The sequence below is a fragment of the Streptomyces sp. NPDC018031 genome (assembly GCF_044327625.1).
GTDB lineage: Bacteria > Actinomycetota > Actinomycetes > Streptomycetales > Streptomycetaceae > Streptomyces.
In genome coordinates, this window is sequence record NZ_JBIRFT010000008.1 from 46,830 (window position 1) to 63,768 (window position 16,939).

The window sequence follows — 16,939 nt, forward strand, 5'->3', positions numbered from 1 at the left end:
AAGGGGGCTGCCCCGGACCCTTCCGTTCGGAAAGGGTCCGGGGCAGCCCCGGTGAATCGTCCGCCCGGCGCCGGCCGGGGGGAGATCACTCCTTGTTCAGGTTCGGCCCGCCACCGGCGGCCGACTCCACCGGCGGGGTGTCGGGCAGAGCCGCCTTCTCCTCGCCGCGGAAGGTGAACTTCTTCTCCTCACCCTCGCCCTCGGTGTCCACGACCACGATGTGACCGGGGCGCAGCTCACCGAAGAGGATCTTCTCGGAGAGCGTGTCCTCGATCTCGCGCTGGATGGTGCGGCGCAGCGGACGCGCACCCAGCACCGGGTCGTAGCCCTTGGTGGCGAGCAGCTTCTTGGCGTCGCCGCTGAGCTCGATGCCCATGTCGCGGTCCTTGAGCCGCTCGTCCACCTTGGCGATCATCAGGTCGACGATCTGGATGATGTCTTCCTGCGACAGCTGGTGGAACACCACGGTGTCGTCGACACGGTTGAGGAACTCCGGCCGGAAGTGCTGCTTGAGCTCTTCGTTGACCTTCGCCTTCATCCGCTCGTAGCCGGTCTTGACGTCGCCCTGGGCGGCGAAGCCCAGGTTGAAGCCCTTGGAGATGTCCCGGGTGCCGAGGTTCGTCGTCATGATGATGACGGTGTTCTTGAAGTCCACGACCCGGCCCTGGGAGTCGGTCAGACGACCGTCCTCCAGGATCTGCAGCAGCGAGTTGAAGATGTCCGGGTGGGCCTTCTCGACCTCGTCGAAGAGGACCACGGAGAACGGCTTGCGGCGCACCTTCTCGGTGAGCTGGCCGCCCTCTTCGTAGCCCACGTATCCGGGCGGGGAGCCGAAGAGCCGCGAGACGGTGTGCTTCTCGCTGAACTCCGACATGTCGAGCGAGATGAGCGCGTCCTCGTCGCCGAAGAGGAACTCGGCGAGGGTCTTGCTCAGCTCGGTCTTGCCGACGCCGGAGGGGCCCGCGAAGATGAACGATCCGCCGGGGCGCTTGGGGTCCTTCAGACCCGCACGGGTGCGCCGGATGGCCTGGGAGAGCGCCTTGATGGCGTCCTTCTGGCCGATGACGCGCTTGTGCAGCTCGTCCTCCATGCGGAGCAGCCGGGAGGACTCCTCCTCGGTGAGCTTGAAGACCGGGATGCCGGTGGCCGTGGCCAGGACCTCGGCGATCAGCTCCTCGTCCACCTCGGCGACGACGTCCATGTCGCCGGCCTTCCACTCCTTCTCCCGCTTGGTCTTGGCGGCGAGGAGCTGCTTCTCCTTGTCGCGCAGACCGGCGGCCATCTCGAAGTCCTGCGAGTCGATCGCGGACTCCTTCTCCCGGCGCACGTCGGCGATCTTCTCGTCGAACTCGCGCAGGTCCGGCGGTGCGGTCATCCGGCGGATGCGCATCCGGGAGCCGGCCTCGTCGATCAGGTCGATCGCCTTGTCCGGCAGGAAGCGGTCGGAGATGTAGCGGTCGGCCAGGGTGGCGGCCGCGACCAGCGCGGAGTCGGTGATGGAGACGCGGTGGTGCGCCTCGTACCGGTCGCGCAGGCCCTTGAGGATCTCGATGGTGTGCGGCAGCGACGGCTCCGCGACCTGGATGGGCTGGAAGCGGCGCTCCAGGGCGGCGTCCTTCTCCAGGTGCTTGCGGTACTCGTCGAGGGTGGTGGCGCCGATGGTCTGCAGCTCGCCTCGCGCCAGCATGGGCTTGAGGATGCTGGCGGCGTCGATCGCGCCCTCGGCGGCGCCCGCACCCACCAGGGTGTGGAGCTCGTCGATGAACAGGATGATGTCGCCACGGGTGCGGATCTCCTTGAGCACCTTCTTCAGGCGCTCCTCGAAGTCACCGCGGTAGCGGGAGCCGGCCACCAGGGCACCGAGGTCGAGGGTGTAGAGGTGCTTGTCCTTGAGGGTCTCGGGCACCTCGCCCTTGACGATGGCCTGGGCCAGGCCCTCGACGACCGCCGTCTTGCCGACGCCGGGCTCGCCGATGAGGACCGGGTTGTTCTTGGTGCGGCGGGAGAGCACCTGCATGACCCGCTCGATCTCCTTCTCGCGCCCGATGACCGGGTCGAGCTTGGATTCGCGGGCGGCCTGGGTGAGGTTGCGGCCGAACTGGTCCAGGACCAGGGACGTCGAGGGGGTGCCCTCGGCCGGGCCGCCGGCGGTGGCGGCCTCCTTGCCCTGGTAGCCGGAGAGCAGCTGGATGACCTGCTGCCGGACCCGGTTCAGGTCGGCGCCCAGCTTCACGAGGACCTGGGCGGCGACGCCCTCGCCCTCGCGGATCAGGCCGAGCAGGATGTGCTCCGTACCGATGTAGTTGTGGCCGAGCTGAAGGGCCTCGCGGAGCGACAGCTCCAGGACCTTCTTGGCACGGGGGGTGAAGGGGATGTGGCCGGACGGGGCCTGCTGGCCCTGGCCGATGATCTCCTCCACCTGCTGGCGGACCGCCTCGAGCGAAATCCCGAGGCTCTCCAGGGCCTTAGCGGCGACACCCTCACCCTCGTGGATCAGGCCCAGGAGGATGTGCTCAGTGCCGATGTAGTTGTGGTTGAGCATCCGGGCTTCTTCCTGAGCCAGGACGACAACCCGCCGCGCGCGGTCGGTGAACCTCTCGAACATCGTTAATCGCTCCTCAGAGCGGTCAGAAAGATCGGGGACGATCCCCTCCCTGTCCTTCCGCATGCTAGTCCCGCTCGGGGGGACAGCTCATTCCAACTGTCGACACCCGTCCGGATCACCCCCGCATTTGCAGGGATCCCCGGCCCCGAACAGCCGACAACTGCTCCAACTCGATGGTGCGAGACGATGTTCCCGCAGGCCAGGCATCTACGCTCGCCGTCAGTACGCCGATGGCGAACGCCGGACACCCGACACGCGGGGTCGCCCCCTCCCACTAGGACTGTCTTACCCGCAAGCAGTGACACTCCATGCGGATGACACCGGTTCCCTCCGCTACGGGCGAACAGCCTTGCGCCCCTTCACCCGCCGCGGACACCGGTCCGCGAACACGGAACGCTCACGTTCCGGCACACGGCGTAACCACACTTCCGGTGCGGAGTTGCTCCGGGCGTGACCGACTCCATCCGGCGGTGGTACGAACGGCGGCTCGGCTGGCCCACCACCGACGGCGACCCCGTCCAGCTGCTCACCGGGCTCCGTTTCGACGTGCTGGAGATACCGGCCGCAGCGGGCCGCGAGGTGCTGCGGCGGACCCCGCGCACCGGCCCGGTCGCGGTGGCCGGCCGGCGGATGCGGCTGCTGGTGGCCGCGGGCAGCGCGGAGGAGCTGCCGGGGCTGCTCGACTGGCTGGAGTGGGGCGGGGTCCCGCTGGACCTGGCCGCACTCGGACCGGGCGGCCGGATGCCCGCCCCCGCCCTCGGCGGCGGGTCGGACGGCCGGTCACACCGACCGGCGGGGCGGGAGCCGCAGGAGGCCGCCTTCTGGCTGCGGCCTCCCGAACCGGGGCGCGACCTGGAGCCGACGCTGCCGGTGGCAGGCCTCGGGGGCGATGGGGGCGCCCCCGATCTCGTACGGCTGGTGAGCGCGGCGGCCACGGAGTGCCACCGGGCCCGGCTGCTGGAGGCCCAGCGAATTCAGCCGTTGGCCTTTTCGTATGCCTCGCGCACGGTGGCGGGGACCCGGCCGCGGTCGTTGACCTCGTAACCGTTCTCCTTCGCCCACGCGCGGATCTTCGCGGTGTCCTGGCTGCTGCCCGCACCCGCACGCGTCCGGCTGCGGCCGGTCGCGGCGCGGCCACCGGTACGACGGCCGCTCTTGGTGAAGGGCTCCAGCGCCGAACGCAGCTTGTCGGCGTTCGCGGTGTTGAGGTCGATCTCGTAGGTCTTGCCGTCGAGCGCGAACGTCACGGTCTCGTCGGCCTCGCCACCGTCGAGGTCGTCGACAAGAAGGACCTGCACCTTCTGTGCCACGGGGGAATCCTTTCACTTAAAAACCGGGGGCTGCCCACTGCTCTCCAAGGAGCCCTCCCAAAGGAGCCCTCCCCGGACGCCCCCAGTAAATACAGTACGGGGCATTAGCAAACCGCTTTTGCCGGAAAAACACAAACCCCCGGGGAAGGTTCGTCCGATCCCTGGTACGGGAAGCCTCTCTTCCGGAGGTGGGTGATAGGAGCGATTCGGACATAGGGCCCGCGGCCACAGATGCAGAAGCGCAAGCGATCACAGTTGCAGAAGCATCCGGCTGTTGCCAAGGGTGTTCGGCTTCACCCGTTCGAGTCCGAGGAACTCGGCGACGCCCTCGTCATAGGAACGCAGCAGCTCACTGTAGACATCACCGTCGACCGGCGTCTCTCCGATCTCCACGAAGCCGTGCTTGCCGAAGAACTCGACTTCGAAGGTCAGGCAGAAAATACGCCGGACGCCCAGCCAGCGAGCGGTGCGCAAGAGCTTGTCGAGCACCGCATGGCCGACCCCGGTGCCCTTGGCGGCCGGATCGACCGCCAGAGTGCGGACCTCGGCCAGGTCTTCCCACATGACATGGAGCGCCCCGCAGCCAATGACCTCGCCGTCGGTGTCCCGCTCGGCCACCCAGAACTCCTGGATGTCCTCGTAAAGAGTCACCGTCGCTTTGTCGAGGAGGATGCGATCGGCCGCGTAGGCGTCGACGAGGCGGCGAACGGCCGGGACATCGCTGGTCCGGGCCCGGCGCACGGTGACTACTTTTGATAGAGCGGACATAGCCGGACGCTATCGCCCCGGCTCATCCGCGCCCTTCACCGGGGCTCTCCCCCGGCTGGTCGAGTTGTACGACGCGCATGGCATCGCGGAGTGCTTCCCGCTGCTGCTCGGACATCATCCCGAAGAACGCGACGAGCGCTGCTGCCGGGTTGTCACTGGCGGACCACGCTTCGTTCATCAGTGCGGCCGAGTAGGCGGCGCGAGTGGAGACGGCCTCATATCGATAGGCACGGCCTTCTGCTTCCCGCCGGAGCCAGCCCTTCTGATGAAGGTTGTCCATTACCGTCATCACCGTCGTGTAGGCGATGGACCGTTCCTGCTGGAGATCTTCCAGCACTTCTCGGACCGTGACCGGGCGGTTCCAGTTCCACACCCGCGTCATGACCGCGTCTTCCAGGTCTCCCAATGGCCGAGGCACACCAGAATAATAGTGGCAAGATGTCCCAAATGACCGTTAATTAGCGCGACAAACTCGGCAAGGCCGACAAAAAGACGTACGCCCGGTGAGGTAGTCGCACCTCACCGGGCGTACGCCCTCGCACCGGACGTGACCCGCGCCGGAGGACGGCGCGCGGGCCGCGGCGGGGCCGCGGCTCAGGAGCCGCTGCCGCCCGTGTTCCGGCCCGCCGCCTCGGCGCGGGACAGCGCGGCGTCCACCGCGGCGTCCTCCTTGCCCTTGTTCACGCCGCCCTGACTCTTCACGATCGTCACGATCAGCGCGCCGAAGGCAACCGCCATCACGATGGGCGGAATCAGCGCGGAGAGGTAATCCATGGCTGTCGGCCTCCTTCTGCCTGAGGCATCCAGATTACGGGGCCGCTCCCGGCGGCCGGCCCCGGGGCGGCCCGCCACCCGCGCCACGGGTGACGGGCGTCCGGTCCGGGGCCGTCCGCCGGCCCGCACCGGGGGTCCGCGGGCCGGCTCAGGCGGTGCGGACGGCGGCCGCGAGGGCCAGGCCCTCGGCGGGCGGGGCCGGGCGGCGCTTGGGCGGGAAGACCTCCGCCGGGGTCGGCACCGGGCGGCCCGGGCTGGGCGCGCCCCGGCCGGGCCCGCCCCGGTCCGGCGCGGCGGGCTTCTTGCGCGGCGCCGGCTTGGGGGTGCCCTGCGGCGCGGCCGGCTTGCCCGTCGCGCACCGGCCCGGCACCGGGGCGGCGCCACCGGGACGCGGGACGCGGTCACCGGGGCACGGCCGGGGGTCGCCCGGCCGGTGGCACGGGTCCCCGGGCCGGGCGGCCGGCAGGACGGGGCGGGCGGCCCGGAAGAGGGGGCGCCCGGGACCGCCGGGCGGCGGGGCGGCGTCCGCGGGGCGGCCGCCCGGCCCGTCGGCGCGGTCGGTGAGCCCGCCGGGCAGGGCCCGCAGGCGGCGCGCCGCGGTCCGGACCGCGGGCCGGGACCAGGGCAGCGGCGGCACCGGCCGGACGCCGTCCACCGCGCCGGTGCGGCGCGCCAGCCGGGCCCGGACGTGCTGCTCCGCCAGCCGCTCGCAGCGGCCCAGCAGCGCCCGGCGGCGGGCCGCCTCGGTGGCGCCGACCGGGGCCGCGGAGAGCCGGCGGAGCGCGGCGAGGTCCTCGGGGCGCGGCAGGTAACCGGCGGAGAGGGCGCCGCGGAGCCGGTCGAGGTAGCCGAGCGCGGCCCCGGGGAGGGCGTCGCGGTAGCGGGCCAGCTCGTCGAAGAGGAAGGCACGCAGCCGCCCGCCCTCGTGGACCGCCGCGTCCACGGCTTCGGCGAGACGCAGGCAGTCCCGGACCTCCTCGGCCCGGTCCGAGCCGGGCAGTGCGGGAACGGTGGTGGGCTGGAGGGCGATGGCGAGGGCGCGTCGGAGCACACGCAGCTCGTCCGCGCTGAACGCCATTCCGCCGCGGGGTCCATGTGGCGTGGGCATGGGCCGACTTTAAGTGCTAAGCGGACAAAATCGGCTTAGCACTTAAAGTCGGGCGTGGCACATCACCCGGCCGCGACCCCGGCCGGCCCGCGGCCGGCGGGTCAGCTGCCGGTGTCCGCGGCGGCCGCGCGGCGGCGGGTCACCACGACCGCGCCCGCGCCGAGCGCCACCGCGACCGCCGCGCCACCGGCGATCAGGCCGATGCCGCCGGCGCCGGTGAGCGCCATGGACCCGCCGCCGGAGGAGCCGGAGCCAGAGTCCCCGGCACCGCCGGTGGCGGTACCCGCGGAGCCCGCGGAATCCGAGCCGCCGGCGGAGCCGGACGAGCCGGAGCCGCCGTTCCCGCCGTTCCCGCCGGAAGAGCCGTCGTCGCCGGAGCCGCCACCGTCCGTGCCACCGCCGGTGTCCCCGCCGGTGTCCCCGCCCGGGGCGCCGTCGAAGGTGATCACGGCGGTGTCGTTGGCCGGGTTCGGGTCGTGCACGTCGAAGCCGTCCGGGCCGGGCACCAGCCGGACGACGCCCTTCGCCGTCCGGTCGGCATCCTTGGCGATCTTCACTTCGAGGCCGTAGGTCTGCCCCTCGCCCGGCAGCTCGGTGGGCGCCTCGGGGCACAGGTAGCGCCGGTGGCCTCCCTCGAACGGCTTGGTCCGGCCCTCGCCCAGATGGGTCAGGCAGGCTCCGGTGGTGTCCTGGTCCGGCTCCTCGTCGATGTGGTTCGACACCGCGGTGACGCCCTCGGGCAGGGTGATGTCGGCGTACAGCAGCGGCTTGCCGTCCCGGCGGTAGGCCGCGGCCGGGCCGTCGTTCTCCAGGCCGAACGCCAGGCCGCCCTGGGTGGGCACGTTCTTCACGGTCTTGATGACCCCGCCGCGGGCCCGGAAGTCGGCGTGGTTGCCGGTGCCGAACGAAACGCTGCTCTCACCGCCGTCCGCGAACTCCCCGCCGGTGACCGGGGTGAGCCCGACCGGGGCGCCGGTACCCGGGGTGCCGTTCGGGTCCCGGTGGGCGTCCACCGGGACCGCCTCGACGGTGTAGTCGATCCAGGGGGCGAGCGCCTTGCCGGTGACCTCGGCCGTCAGCGGGCGGCTCAGCCGGGCGGCCTTGCCGGGCTCGACGGCCGCCTCGACGGCGCACCACGCGATCTCGGATCCGTCCCACTCGACGTCGAACCGGCAGTTCTTCGGCCGGTCCGCGAACCGGAGCCCGGGGGCCCCGGTCAGTCGCACGTCGACCCGTTCGGTGACCAGGTCGCCGTCGTTGCGGACCGCCACCGGCAGCTCGACCGTGTCGCCGGTCTTCAGCCCGTCGCGGTCCGGGAGCTTGCCGGCGACCACCTTCGGCTCGCCGATCACGACCGTGGAGGACGCCTCGTCGCCGGTCGCCTCGTCGGCCGTCACCTGGTAGCCGAGGGTGCCGCGGGCGCCCAATTCGGCGCCCGCCTCGGCGGTGAGGGTGATGGGCTCCCACGGACCGTGCAGGTTGCCGTTGTCCAGACAGGTCACCACGGCGCCCGAGGTGGTGCACTGCTCGTTGTTCGCCTTGATGGTGGCGATGCCCTTCAGGCCGGTGGCGTCGATGACCAGCTTGGCGTTCCGGGGCAGCGGGAAGGTGGCGCCGCCGTCGGAGAACGAGTAGCCGACATACGGCTTGATGGTGGCCCCGCCGGCCACGTTGATCTGTGCGGGCGCGTCGATCTCCGCCCACGAGCGGGTCGGCTCCCCGTCGGCCACGGCCAGGGGCGCCCCCAGGGCGGCGCCGAGCGCCACCACCGCACCCACGGCCCCCGTCCGCACCGCGACGCTCCTGCGTCCCATCGGTCCCACACCCTTCCGTACCGCCGCGAACCACTCACCGGAGCCGCGGCGTCCGGACGCCGCGATGCCCAGAAGACACCTCAGGCGGCCCGATGGTTGCATCGCGGTGAACACCGGGACACCAAGAGGCACCGGGAGGCAGAGGGAGGCGATGAGAGGCCGGGGAGGTCAAGGGACGGCAGGGGGGAGCCACCGGCGCGCCCGCCCGGGACCGCGCCGTGCCGTGCCGCGGGGAGGACCGAGGAAAGGCCGCGGGCAGGGGCGCGGAAAGCCGCGGGCAGGGCGGCGGAAGGCCGCGGGGAGGGGGCGCGCCCCGGGTCGCGGCGGCCTTATCCGGGGGGCTGTCCGGTGGCGCCGAGGAGCCGGAGGACGGTGGCCCGGAGCGCGGCCCCGGCCTCGGGGTACGTCATCCGGCCGGAGCCGGCCTCCGCGCCGGCGGCGTACCCGAGGGCGACCGTCGCGGCCGCCAGCCAGTGCGCCGGGGGCCCGGGCGCGAACTCGCCCGCCTGCCGACCGCGTTCGACGAGCCGGACCAGCCGGTCGGTGACGGGGTCGTGGCGGGCCCGGTCGGCCCCTTCCGGGGTAATGGCCTCGGCCGCCTGGAGCAGCGGCGCGTTCTCCTCGAACGAGCGCCAGGAGACGTCGAGGAAGCGCAGCAGAGCGGTGGTGGCCGGTCCGTCGTCGAGAGCGGCGGCGTCCATGGTGGCGACGGCGGCGGCGGTGAGCCGGTCGACGGCGGCCGCGAGGAGTTCGTCCCGCGAGGAGAAGTGGGCGTAGACGGTCTGCCGGGTCACTCCGGCCGCCTTGGCGATCGCCTCCATGCCCGCGTCGGGACGCTGCCGCAGCAGGCGGGTGGTCGCGTCGAGGATGGCGGTCCTGCTGCGCTCGGCGTCGGCGCGGCGTCGACGCGGCTCTCCGGAAGGTGTCATCTCTTACAGCCTTGTCCATGTTGTCGCCGAGTCATATCTTACAGAGGCGTAAGAGATCGTAGCCGGGGTGCGGCGGCTCCGCCATGCCCGCTGCCCGGCACCGGCCGGATCGGAACCCCATGACGCCACTCACCGACACCACCCCCGAGCGGTTCATCGCGGACTTCTTCACCTCCCTCACCGAATCCACGGTCCGGGGCGACCCACCCGACTCGGTGATGGTCCGCCACTACACGCCGGACATCGTCCAGATCAGCGACGGGATCCGGCTCGACCACGACCGGCTCCTCGCCCATCTGCGACCGGTGCGCAAGAACCTGGTCGGCTGGCGGTTCGAGGTGCACGAGGCCGTCGCGGACGGCGGCGGACGGATAGCGGCCCGGCTCACGATCCACGCCCGGACGCGCAAGGGCGCGACGACCGCGACCGAGGTACACCTCTTCGGGGAGTTCACCGGCAGCGGGCGCATGCGGCGGTCGCACCAGCTCACCCGGGCCCTGCCGACGGCACCCGCCGACGCACCACCGGCCGAGGCGGTCGGGGCCGGGGCCGACACCGAGGACGAGGTCGGGGGCGGCTGATGCGCAGCCGTCCGGCAACCGCCCGGGCCCGCACGGAACCGTCCGCAGCGCGGGCGCGGGCCGCGGGCACCCGGCCCGCGCCGCCCGTCCGGCCCGTCCGGCTCGATCGGCGCGACCGGCTGGTTCTGGGGTTCTCCCTGCTGTCCACCGGACTGCTCGCCGGCGCCTTCGGGTACGGGGCCGCCAACCTCGTCCCCACCTTCGACGCCGTGCCGATCGGCACGCGCCTGGAGTTCCACAGCGCACTGATGAAGCGGAACAGCGTCACCATGCAGGCCGCGATGGCCGCCTCCGTCCTCGGCGCCCTCGCTCTCGCCGCCCTGACACGCGGCAGGGACCGCGTCCTCGCGGCCGCCGCGGGGCTGTCGGCCCTCGCGTCCTTCCTGATCACCCGCTTCGGGAACGTCCCGATCAACGGACGCATCAAACGGTGGGCCGCCACCGCGCCGCCGCCCGACCACGCGGAGGTACTGCGCCGCTGGGAGCTGTTCCACCACGCCCGCACCCTCACCGCCGTCGCCGCCTTCGCACTGCTCGTCCTGCTCGCCCTGCGGCCGGGCGCCACGCGCCCGCCGGCCCGGACGGACCCGGGCGGGGGCGCGGCCGAATGAGCGGTGACCCGCGGCGGCGGGCGGCGGGCCGTACCCGCGCCCGCCCGGCGGGCGGCCGCCGGCCCGGCACCGGGGCGGGTACGCGGTGGCGCGCCGGCCACCGGGACGGGTACGCGGGTGGCGCCGGGCGACGGGACGGGCGCGCGGTGGCTTCGGCCGCTACAGGCGGGAGACGTTGCGCTCGTACACCAGCCGCAGGCCGATGAGCGTGAGCCACGGCTCGTGCTCGTCGATCACCGAGGCCTCGCCGAGGACCATGGGCGCCAGGCCGCCGGTCGCGATGACCGTCACGTCGTCCGGGTCGTCCGCGAGTTCCCGCGCCATCCGGCGCACCACCCCGTCGACCTGCCCGGCGAAGCCGTAGAGGATGCCGGACTGCATGGCCTCCACGGTGTTCTTGCCGATCACGCTGCGCGGCCGGGCCAGTTCGATCTTGCGCAGCTGGGCGCCGCGCACCCCGAGGGCCTCCACCGAGATCTCGATGCCCGGGGCGATCACGCCGCCGACGTACTCGCCCCGCGCGCTGACCGCGTCGAAGGTGGTCGCGGTGCCGAAGTCGACCACCACGGCCGGGCCGTCGTAGAGCTCCACCGCCGCCAGCGCGTTGATGATCCGGTCGGCGCCGACCTCCTTGGGGTTGTCCATCAGGATCGGCACCCCGGTCTTCACGCCCGGCTCCACCAGCACCGACGGCACGTCGCCGTAGTACCGGCGGGTCACCTCGCGCAGCTCGTGGAGGACCGACGGGACGGTCGAGCAGATCGCGATGCCCTCGATACCGTCGCCGAGTTCCTCGCCGAGCAGCGGGTGCATGCCCATCAGCCCCTGCAGGAGCACGGCGAGTTCGTCGGCGGTGCGGCGGGAGTCGGTGGAGATCCGCCAGTGCTCGACGATCTCGTCCCCGTCGAAGAGGCCCAGCGTGGTGTGGGTGTTGCCGACGTCGATGGTGAGCAGCATCAGTCCCGGTCCCCCGTCCCGTCCGCCGCCCCGGTGCCGCTCGGCGCGGCGTCGCGCAGATCGAGGCCGATGTCGAGGATCGGGGAGGAGTGGGTGAGCGCCCCGACGGCGAGGAAGTCCACACCGGTCTCCGCGTAGGCGCGGGCGTTGGCCAGCGTCAGCCGGCCGGAGGACTCCAGGATGGCCCGGCCGGCGACGAGTTCCACCGCGGCCCGGGTCTGCTCCGGAGTGAAGTTGTCGAGCAGGATCAGGTCGGCGCCCTCCGCGAGCACCGGCGCGATCTGGTCGATGCCGTCCACCTCGACCTCGATCGCCAGGTCGGGGAACTCCTCGCGCACCGCACGGAAGGCGGCCGCCACCCCGCCCGCCGCGATCACGTGGTTGTCCTTGACCAGGGCGGCGTCCGACAGCGACATCCGGTGGTTCACACCGCCGCCGCAGCGCACCGCGTACTTCTCCAGCGCGCGCAGCCCCGGAGTGGTCTTGCGGGTGTCCCGCACCTTCGCCGCGGTGCCCTCCAGGGCGTCCGCCCAGGCGCGGGTGGCGGTGGCGATGCCGGACAGCCGGCAGAGCAGGTTGAGCGCGCTGCGCTCACCGGTCAGCAGGTCGCGGGTGCGGCTGTGCACGGACAGCAGCTTCTGGCCCGGCACCACCCGGTCGCCGTCCTCCACGTGCCGCTCGACCTCGAACTCGTCGGTGCAGACGACGGAGAGGATCGCCTCGGCGATCCGCAGCCCGGCGACCGTCCCGGCCTCGCGGGCGGTGAAGTCGCCGGTGGCGAAGGCGTCCTCGGGGACGGTCGCGACCGTGGTCACGTCCACCCCCTGGTCGAGGTCCTCCTCGATGGCCATGTGCGCGATGTCCTCGACCTGCACCGGGTCCAGGCCCGCGTCGGCGAGGAGCTGGGCGAGTGCCGGGTCGAGACCGCACTCCATCGGGTCGAGGCCGAACGCGCCGTTGTCGTCGGCGTCCGGTCCGCAGCCGCACGCGTCGCCGCAGCCGCCGCCGCTGCCCGTCAAGGGGTCGACGCCGATCTGCAGCAGCGGAAGGGCTACTGGCTGTTCGCGGTCGGGGGTGGTGCTCACGGGTGCGACTCCGTCTCGGATCGGTCGGATCGGGTGGTGGTTCGGGTCAGGTGGTCGTGCCGGGGAAGTCCGCCGAGCCGGTGGTACGGACGTCGAGCGTGTCATCCGGGCGCAAGGTGACCAGGAGGTGCCGGGCCCACCCGGCATCGTCCCGTTCCGGGCGGTCCTCGCGCCAGTGGCAGCCGCGGGTCTCCGCACGGCGGCGCGCGGCGGCCACCAGGACCCGGGAGACCAGCAGCAGGTTGGTGGCCTCCCAGGTCTCCACGCCGGGCTCGGCGGTCTTGCCGTCCCGCCGCAGCTCCTCCGCGGCCTCCCGGTGCACGGCCTCCAACTGCGCGGCGGCCCGGTCCAGGCTGTCGGCGGAGCGGATGACCCCGGCGCCGGTGGTCATGATGCGCTGGATGGTGTAGCGCGCCTCGGAGGCCAGCAGGGGGGACTCGCCCTGCCCGGCGGACGCGGCCGGCACCGACCCGGCCGGCACCGGGGCGGGCGCCCCCCACGGGCCGCGGGCGCCGATGTCGTCGGCGATCCGCTCGGCGAAGACCAGGCCCTCCAGCAGGGAGTTCGAGGCCAGCCGGTTGGCGCCGTGCACACCGGTGCAGGCCACCTCGCCGCACGCGTACAGCCCCGGCACGGTGGTGCGCCCGTGCAGGTCGGTACGGACCCCGCCGCTGGCGTAGTGGGCGGCGGGCGCCACCGGGATGGGCTGGGTCACCGGGTCGATGCCGTGCGCCCGGCAGGCGGCCAGGATGGTCGGGAAGCGGTGCTCCCACATCCGGGCGCCGAAGTGCCGGGCGTCCAGGTACATGTGCTCGGCGTCCTGCTCCAGCATGCGCCGCAGGATGCCCTTGGCCACGATGTCGCGGGGCGCCAGCTCGGCCAGCTCGTGCTGTCCCCGCATGAAGCGCACCCCGTCGGCGTCGACGAGGTACGCGCCCTCGCCGCGGACCGCCTCGGACACCAGCGGCTGCTGCCCCTCGGCCTCCGGCCCCAGCCACAGCACGGTCGGGTGGAACTGCACGAACTCCAGGTCGCTGACCTCGGCCCCGGCGCGCAGCGCCAGCGCCACGCCGTCGCCGGTGGAGACGGCCGGGTTGGTGGTGGCCGAGAAGATCTGCCCCATGCCGCCGGTGGCCAGCACCACCGCCGGGGCGTGCACGGCCCCGACACCGTCCCGCTGGCCCTCGCCCATCACGTGCAGGGTGACGCCGGCCGCGTGCCCTTCGGCGTCCTTGAGCAGGTCCAGGACCAGGGCGTTCTCCACCGTCTCGATCCCGGCCCGGCGCACCGCGTCGACCAGCGCGCGGGAGATCTCCGCGCCGGTCGCGTCGCCGCCCGCGTGCGCGATCCGGCGCCGGTGGTGGCCGCCCTCGCGGGTCAGCAGGATCTCCCCGCTGTCCTCGTCGGTGTCGAAGCGGGCACCGGTGGCGATCAGCCGCCGCACCGCGTCCGGCCCCTCGGTGACCAGGAGCCGCACCGCCGCCTCGTCGCAGAGGCCGGCGCCCGCCACCAGGGTGTCGTCGAGGTGCTGGCCGGGGGTGTCGCCGTCGCCCAGGGCGGCCGCTATCCCGCCCTGCGCCCAGCGGGTGGAGCCGTCGTCGAGCCGGGCCTTGGTCACGACGGTGACCTTGGCCCCGGCGGCCGCGCAGCGCAGCGCCACGGTGAGGCCGGCCACCCCGGACCCGACGACCACGACGTCGGCGGCCACGGACCAGCCGGGCGCCGGGGCGCGGAGGGCGGGGCGTATCGCGGCGGTGCCGTCCGGGATGAGGGTCATGCGGTGCTCCGGGCGTGCTCGGCGGATGCGTGGTCGGTGGCCGGGCGCTCGCCGCCCGGGTGCTCGGCGGCCGGTTCCCCGGCGCCGGTGCGGTCGGCCGCGATGTGGCCGGCGCCGGTGTGGCCGGCGCCGGTGCGGTCGGCACCGGTGTGGTCGGCACCGGTGTGGTCGGCACCGGTGTGCTCCCGGCCGGCCGGCCGGGAGCCGAAGCGCAGCCGGATGTTGTCGATCAGCCGGGTGGCGCCGACCCGGGCGGCCACGGCCAGCACCGCCTCGCCGGCGAAGTCGTCCGGCACCTCGGTGAAGTCCGACGGGTCGACCAGCGCCACGTAGTCCAGCACCAGCGGCGGTTCGACGTCCGCCGCCTCCGCGAGCGCGGCGCGCGCCGCACCGCGCACCGTGGCCGGGGCGGCGACCGGCGCCGGGTCGCCCGGCACCGCGTGCTGCCCGGCCGTCCCGGCCGCCAGCGCCCCGGCGTCCCGCCCGGCGAACAGCGCCCGGGACAGACTGAGCGCGGTGGCCCGCTCCTGGTCGGAGAGGTAGCGGTTGCGGCTGGACAGCGCCAGCCCGTCGCCCTCCCGGACGGTGGGCACGCCGACGATCTCCACCGGGAAGTTCAGGTCGCGCACCATGCGGCGGATCAGCGCCAGCTGCTGGGCGTCCTTCTCCCCGAAGAACGCCACGTCCGGCCGGGTGAGGTGGAGCAGCTTGGCGACGACGGTCAGCACCCCGTCGAAGTGCCCCGGCCGGGAGGCGCCCTCGAAGACCTCGCCCATCGGCCCGGCCGCGACCCGCACCTGCGGCTCCCCGCCCGGGTAGACGTCCTCCACCGGGGGCGCCAGGACGATGTCCGCACCCGCCTCGGCGGCCACCCGGAGGTCGGCGTCCAGGGTGCGCGGATAGCGGTCCAGGTCCTCACCCGCGCCGAACTGCAGCGGGTTGACGAACACGGTGACGGTCACCAGGCCCTTGGCCCCCACCCGCTCCCGGGCGGCGCGGATCAGCGAGGCGTGCCCCTGGTGCAGCGCGCCCATCGTCATCACGACGGCGGTACGCCCGGGCACGGCGAACTGCGCCAGCGTCCGGTCGAAGTCCGCGCGGCTCCCGCACAGCTCCACGTCCGGCTCGCCGGGGCGCGCCTGGTCCCACAGTTTCGGGCTCATTCGGCCCCTCCCACTCCTCCGTCGGCGAGGACACCCAGCAGGTCTTCGGCGAGTTCCGGCTTGAGCAGCCCGTGCGCCAGGGCCCGGTCGGCGGTGGCGCGGGCCATGGCCAGATACCCGGCGACGCTCTGCGGCGCGTGCAGGCGCAGCTCGGCGATGTGCGCGGCGACCGTCCCGGCGTCGCCCCGCGCCACCGGCCCGGTGAGCGCGGCGTCACCGCTGCGCAGCGCGTTGTCCAGGGCCGCGCCGAGCAGCGGGCCGAGCATCCGGTCCGGTGCGGCGACCCCGGCGGTGCGCAGCAGGTCCATCGACTGGGCGACCAGGGTGACCAGGTGGTTGGCGCCGATGGCCAGCGCCGCGTGGTACAGCGGGCGCGCCTCCTCGGCGATCCACTCGGGCTCGCCGCCCATCTCGATGACCAGCGCCTCCGCGGCCAGCCGCAGCTCCTCGGGGGCGGTGACCCCGAAGGAGCAGCCCGCGAGCCGCTGCACGTCCACCGGCGTGCCGGTGAAGGTCATCGCCGGGTGCAGGGCGAGCGGCAGGGCACCCGCCCGCAGCGCCGGTTCCAGGACCGCGGTCCCGTACCGGCCGGAGGTGTGCACGACCAGCTGGCCCGGCCGTACCGCCCCGGTCTCGGCGAGCCCCGCGACCAGCCCCGGCAGGGTGTCGTCGGGCACGGTGAGCAGCACCAGCTCGGCGCGCCCGAGGACCTCCGCGGGGGTCACCAGCGGCACCTCGGGCAGCAGGGCGGCCGCGCGGCGGCGGGACGCGTCGGAGACACCGGAGACCGCGACCGGACGGTGGCCGGCCAGTTGCAGCGAGGCGGCCAGCGCGGGGCCGACCCGGCCCGCACCGACGACCCCGACGGTGAGCCGGGCCGGGCGGTCCTGTGCGTCCCCGCGGTGGGGCGGGGTGGGGTGGGGTGCGTTCACGTGGCGGGAGCCTTCCGTTCCAGTCCGCGGGGGGTACCGGACGATTCCTCGCCATGCTACGCGAGCGCGTGCCCCGGCCGCGGTCCGTCCACCGTCCGCCCGCCGCCCTTCAGTGGCGTTCCACCGCGGCGATACCGCTCCGCGACCGCACCGGTACGCGACGGTGGCCGAGAGGCGGCGCCCGGGGGCGTGCCCGGCGCCGGGGGTGTGGTGCGGCCCCGGGACCGCGCCGTCCTGCCCGGGCCGTCCCGCACCGGTACGCGACGGTGGCCCCGGGCGACCCCGCACCGGTACGCGACGGTGGCCGCGGGCGGCGCCGGAGCGGGCGCCTGCGTGCGCCGCCGGAGCGGGTGCCCGGTACTGCCCGGAACCGCGCCGTGTGCGCCGGGTGGCCGCCCCCCGTGACGGCCACCCGGCCCGCCGGTGCGCGCCGGCCGCGCCCGCCGGGGCGCTGCCGGACCCGGCCCACGACGCGGCCCGCGCCGGGCGACGACCACCGCCCGGGGCCATGCCGGGTGCGCGACG

Annotated in this window: 16 protein-coding genes; 3 read left to right on the forward strand and 13 right to left on the reverse strand. The window is 73.8% G+C overall.

The window, feature by feature from the left end; translation table 11 throughout:
- Positions 1 to 85: 85 nt before the first annotated feature.
- On the reverse strand, positions 86 to 2,605 hold the full coding sequence (locus ACH4B3_RS19660) for an ATP-dependent Clp protease ATP-binding subunit (RefSeq protein ID WP_398464254.1): 2,520 nt from the start codon (positions 2,603 to 2,605) through the stop codon (positions 86 to 88).
- 450 nt (positions 2,606 to 3,055) lie between these two features.
- Here ACH4B3_RS19660 and ACH4B3_RS19665 point away from each other — a divergent pair, with 450 nt between their 5' ends.
- A complete protein-coding gene (locus ACH4B3_RS19665; RefSeq protein ID WP_398464256.1) occupies positions 3,056 to 3,649 on the forward strand; it encodes an SCO3374 family protein in 594 nt (197 codons plus the stop codon).
- Here the strand turns inward: ACH4B3_RS19665 and ACH4B3_RS19670 are convergent.
- From ACH4B3_RS19670 to ACH4B3_RS19700, 7 genes are all read right to left on the reverse strand, one after another.
- Positions 3,580 to 3,915, reverse strand: a complete 336-nt coding sequence (locus tag ACH4B3_RS19670; protein WP_398464258.1) for an Lsr2 family protein — start codon at positions 3,913 to 3,915, stop codon at positions 3,580 to 3,582. The two genes, ACH4B3_RS19665 and ACH4B3_RS19670, sit on opposite strands and share 70 nt — an antisense overlap.
- 249 nt (positions 3,916 to 4,164) lie before the next feature.
- Positions 4,165 to 4,683 (reverse strand): amino-acid N-acetyltransferase, encoded by a 519-nt coding sequence (locus ACH4B3_RS19675; protein ID WP_398464260.1) that lies wholly within the window; start codon positions 4,681 to 4,683, stop codon positions 4,165 to 4,167.
- A 22-nt stretch (positions 4,684 to 4,705) separates the two neighbouring features.
- Positions 4,706 to 5,101, reverse strand: coding sequence for a BlaI/MecI/CopY family transcriptional regulator (locus ACH4B3_RS19680; RefSeq protein WP_398464262.1), 396 nt, complete (start codon positions 5,099 to 5,101; stop codon positions 4,706 to 4,708).
- Between the two features lie 176 nt (positions 5,102 to 5,277).
- Positions 5,278 to 5,457, reverse strand: a complete 180-nt coding sequence (locus ACH4B3_RS19685) for a hypothetical protein (protein ID WP_398464264.1) — start codon at positions 5,455 to 5,457, stop codon at positions 5,278 to 5,280.
- Positions 5,458 to 5,605: 148 nt separating this feature from the next.
- Entirely contained in the window at positions 5,606 to 6,565 is a 960-nt protein-coding gene (locus ACH4B3_RS19690) for a hypothetical protein (RefSeq protein WP_398464265.1), read from the reverse strand.
- A gap of 101 nt (positions 6,566 to 6,666) precedes the next feature.
- Positions 6,667 to 8,379 carry a hypothetical protein gene (locus ACH4B3_RS19695; RefSeq protein ID WP_398464266.1) on the reverse strand — a complete coding sequence of 571 codons (1,713 nt, stop codon included), beginning with the start codon at positions 8,377 to 8,379 and terminating at the stop codon, positions 6,667 to 6,669.
- Between the two features lie 329 nt (positions 8,380 to 8,708).
- Positions 8,709 to 9,308, reverse strand: a complete 600-nt coding sequence (locus ACH4B3_RS19700) for a TetR/AcrR family transcriptional regulator (RefSeq protein WP_398464267.1) — start codon at positions 9,306 to 9,308, stop codon at positions 8,709 to 8,711.
- Between the two features lie 119 nt (positions 9,309 to 9,427).
- Here ACH4B3_RS19700 and ACH4B3_RS19705 point away from each other — a divergent pair, with 119 nt between their 5' ends.
- The gene (locus tag ACH4B3_RS19705; protein ID WP_398464269.1) at positions 9,428 to 9,889 is read left to right on the forward strand and encodes a nuclear transport factor 2 family protein; all 462 of its coding nucleotides are present in this window, start codon (positions 9,428 to 9,430) and stop codon (positions 9,887 to 9,889) included.
- Positions 9,889 to 10,500 carry an anthrone oxygenase family protein gene (locus tag ACH4B3_RS19710; protein WP_398464271.1) on the forward strand — a complete coding sequence of 204 codons (612 nt, stop codon included), beginning with the start codon at positions 9,889 to 9,891 and terminating at the stop codon, positions 10,498 to 10,500. Before ACH4B3_RS19705 ends, ACH4B3_RS19710 begins: the two co-directional genes overlap by 1 nt.
- Before the next feature lie 159 nt (positions 10,501 to 10,659).
- Here ACH4B3_RS19710 and ACH4B3_RS19715 read toward each other — a convergent pair whose 3' ends face one another.
- The 5 genes from ACH4B3_RS19715 to ACH4B3_RS19735 are packed head-to-tail and all read right to left on the reverse strand — an operon-like array spanning position 10,660 to position 16,414.
- Positions 10,660 to 11,457, reverse strand: a complete 798-nt coding sequence (locus tag ACH4B3_RS19715) for a type III pantothenate kinase (protein ID WP_398464273.1) — start codon at positions 11,455 to 11,457, stop codon at positions 10,660 to 10,662.
- Positions 11,457 to 12,542 (reverse strand): carboxylating nicotinate-nucleotide diphosphorylase, encoded by a 1,086-nt coding sequence (gene nadC / locus ACH4B3_RS19720; RefSeq protein ID WP_398464274.1) that lies wholly within the window; start codon positions 12,540 to 12,542, stop codon positions 11,457 to 11,459. Before nadC ends, ACH4B3_RS19715 begins: the two co-directional genes overlap by 1 nt.
- 46 nt (positions 12,543 to 12,588) lie before the next feature.
- Complete coding sequence (locus tag ACH4B3_RS19725; protein ID WP_398464275.1) at positions 12,589 to 14,319, reverse strand: L-aspartate oxidase; 1,731 nt, start codon at positions 14,317 to 14,319, stop codon at positions 12,589 to 12,591.
- A complete protein-coding gene (panC, locus tag ACH4B3_RS19730; protein ID WP_398464277.1) occupies positions 14,316 to 15,482 on the reverse strand; it encodes a pantoate--beta-alanine ligase in 1,167 nt (388 codons plus the stop codon). The genes ACH4B3_RS19725 and panC overlap by 4 nt, the downstream gene beginning before the upstream one ends.
- Complete coding sequence (locus ACH4B3_RS19735; RefSeq protein WP_398464279.1) at positions 15,479 to 16,414, reverse strand: Rossmann-like and DUF2520 domain-containing protein; 936 nt, start codon at positions 16,412 to 16,414, stop codon at positions 15,479 to 15,481. The genes panC and ACH4B3_RS19735 overlap by 4 nt, the downstream gene beginning before the upstream one ends.
- Positions 16,415 to 16,939: the final 525 nt, after the last annotated feature.

Coding starts and splice junctions, on each gene's coding strand:
- ACH4B3_RS19690 (WP_398464265.1), bottom strand. CDS start 6,565: ATGCCCACGCCACATGGACCCCGCGGCGGAATGGCGTTCAGCGCGGAC.
- panC (WP_398464277.1), bottom strand. CDS start 15,482: ATGAGCCCGAAACTGTGGGACCAGGCGCGCCCCGGCGAGCCGGACGTG.
- ACH4B3_RS19695 (WP_398464266.1), bottom strand. CDS start 8,379: ATGGGACGCAGGAGCGTCGCGGTGCGGACGGGGGCCGTGGGTGCGGTG.
- ACH4B3_RS19715 (WP_398464273.1), bottom strand. CDS start 11,457: ATGCTGCTCACCATCGACGTCGGCAACACCCACACCACGCTGGGCCTC.
- ACH4B3_RS19675 (WP_398464260.1), bottom strand. CDS start 4,683: ATGTCCGCTCTATCAAAAGTAGTCACCGTGCGCCGGGCCCGGACCAGC.
- ACH4B3_RS19725 (WP_398464275.1), bottom strand. CDS start 14,319: ATGACCCTCATCCCGGACGGCACCGCCGCGATACGCCCCGCCCTCCGC.
- ACH4B3_RS19685 (WP_398464264.1), bottom strand. CDS start 5,457: ATGGATTACCTCTCCGCGCTGATTCCGCCCATCGTGATGGCGGTTGCC.
- ACH4B3_RS19710 (WP_398464271.1), top strand. CDS start 9,889: ATGCGCAGCCGTCCGGCAACCGCCCGGGCCCGCACGGAACCGTCCGCA.
- ACH4B3_RS19700 (WP_398464267.1), bottom strand. CDS start 9,308: ATGACACCTTCCGGAGAGCCGCGTCGACGCCGCGCCGACGCCGAGCGC.
- ACH4B3_RS19705 (WP_398464269.1), top strand. CDS start 9,428: ATGACGCCACTCACCGACACCACCCCCGAGCGGTTCATCGCGGACTTC.
- ACH4B3_RS19660 (WP_398464254.1), bottom strand. CDS start 2,605: ATGTTCGAGAGGTTCACCGACCGCGCGCGGCGGGTTGTCGTCCTGGCT.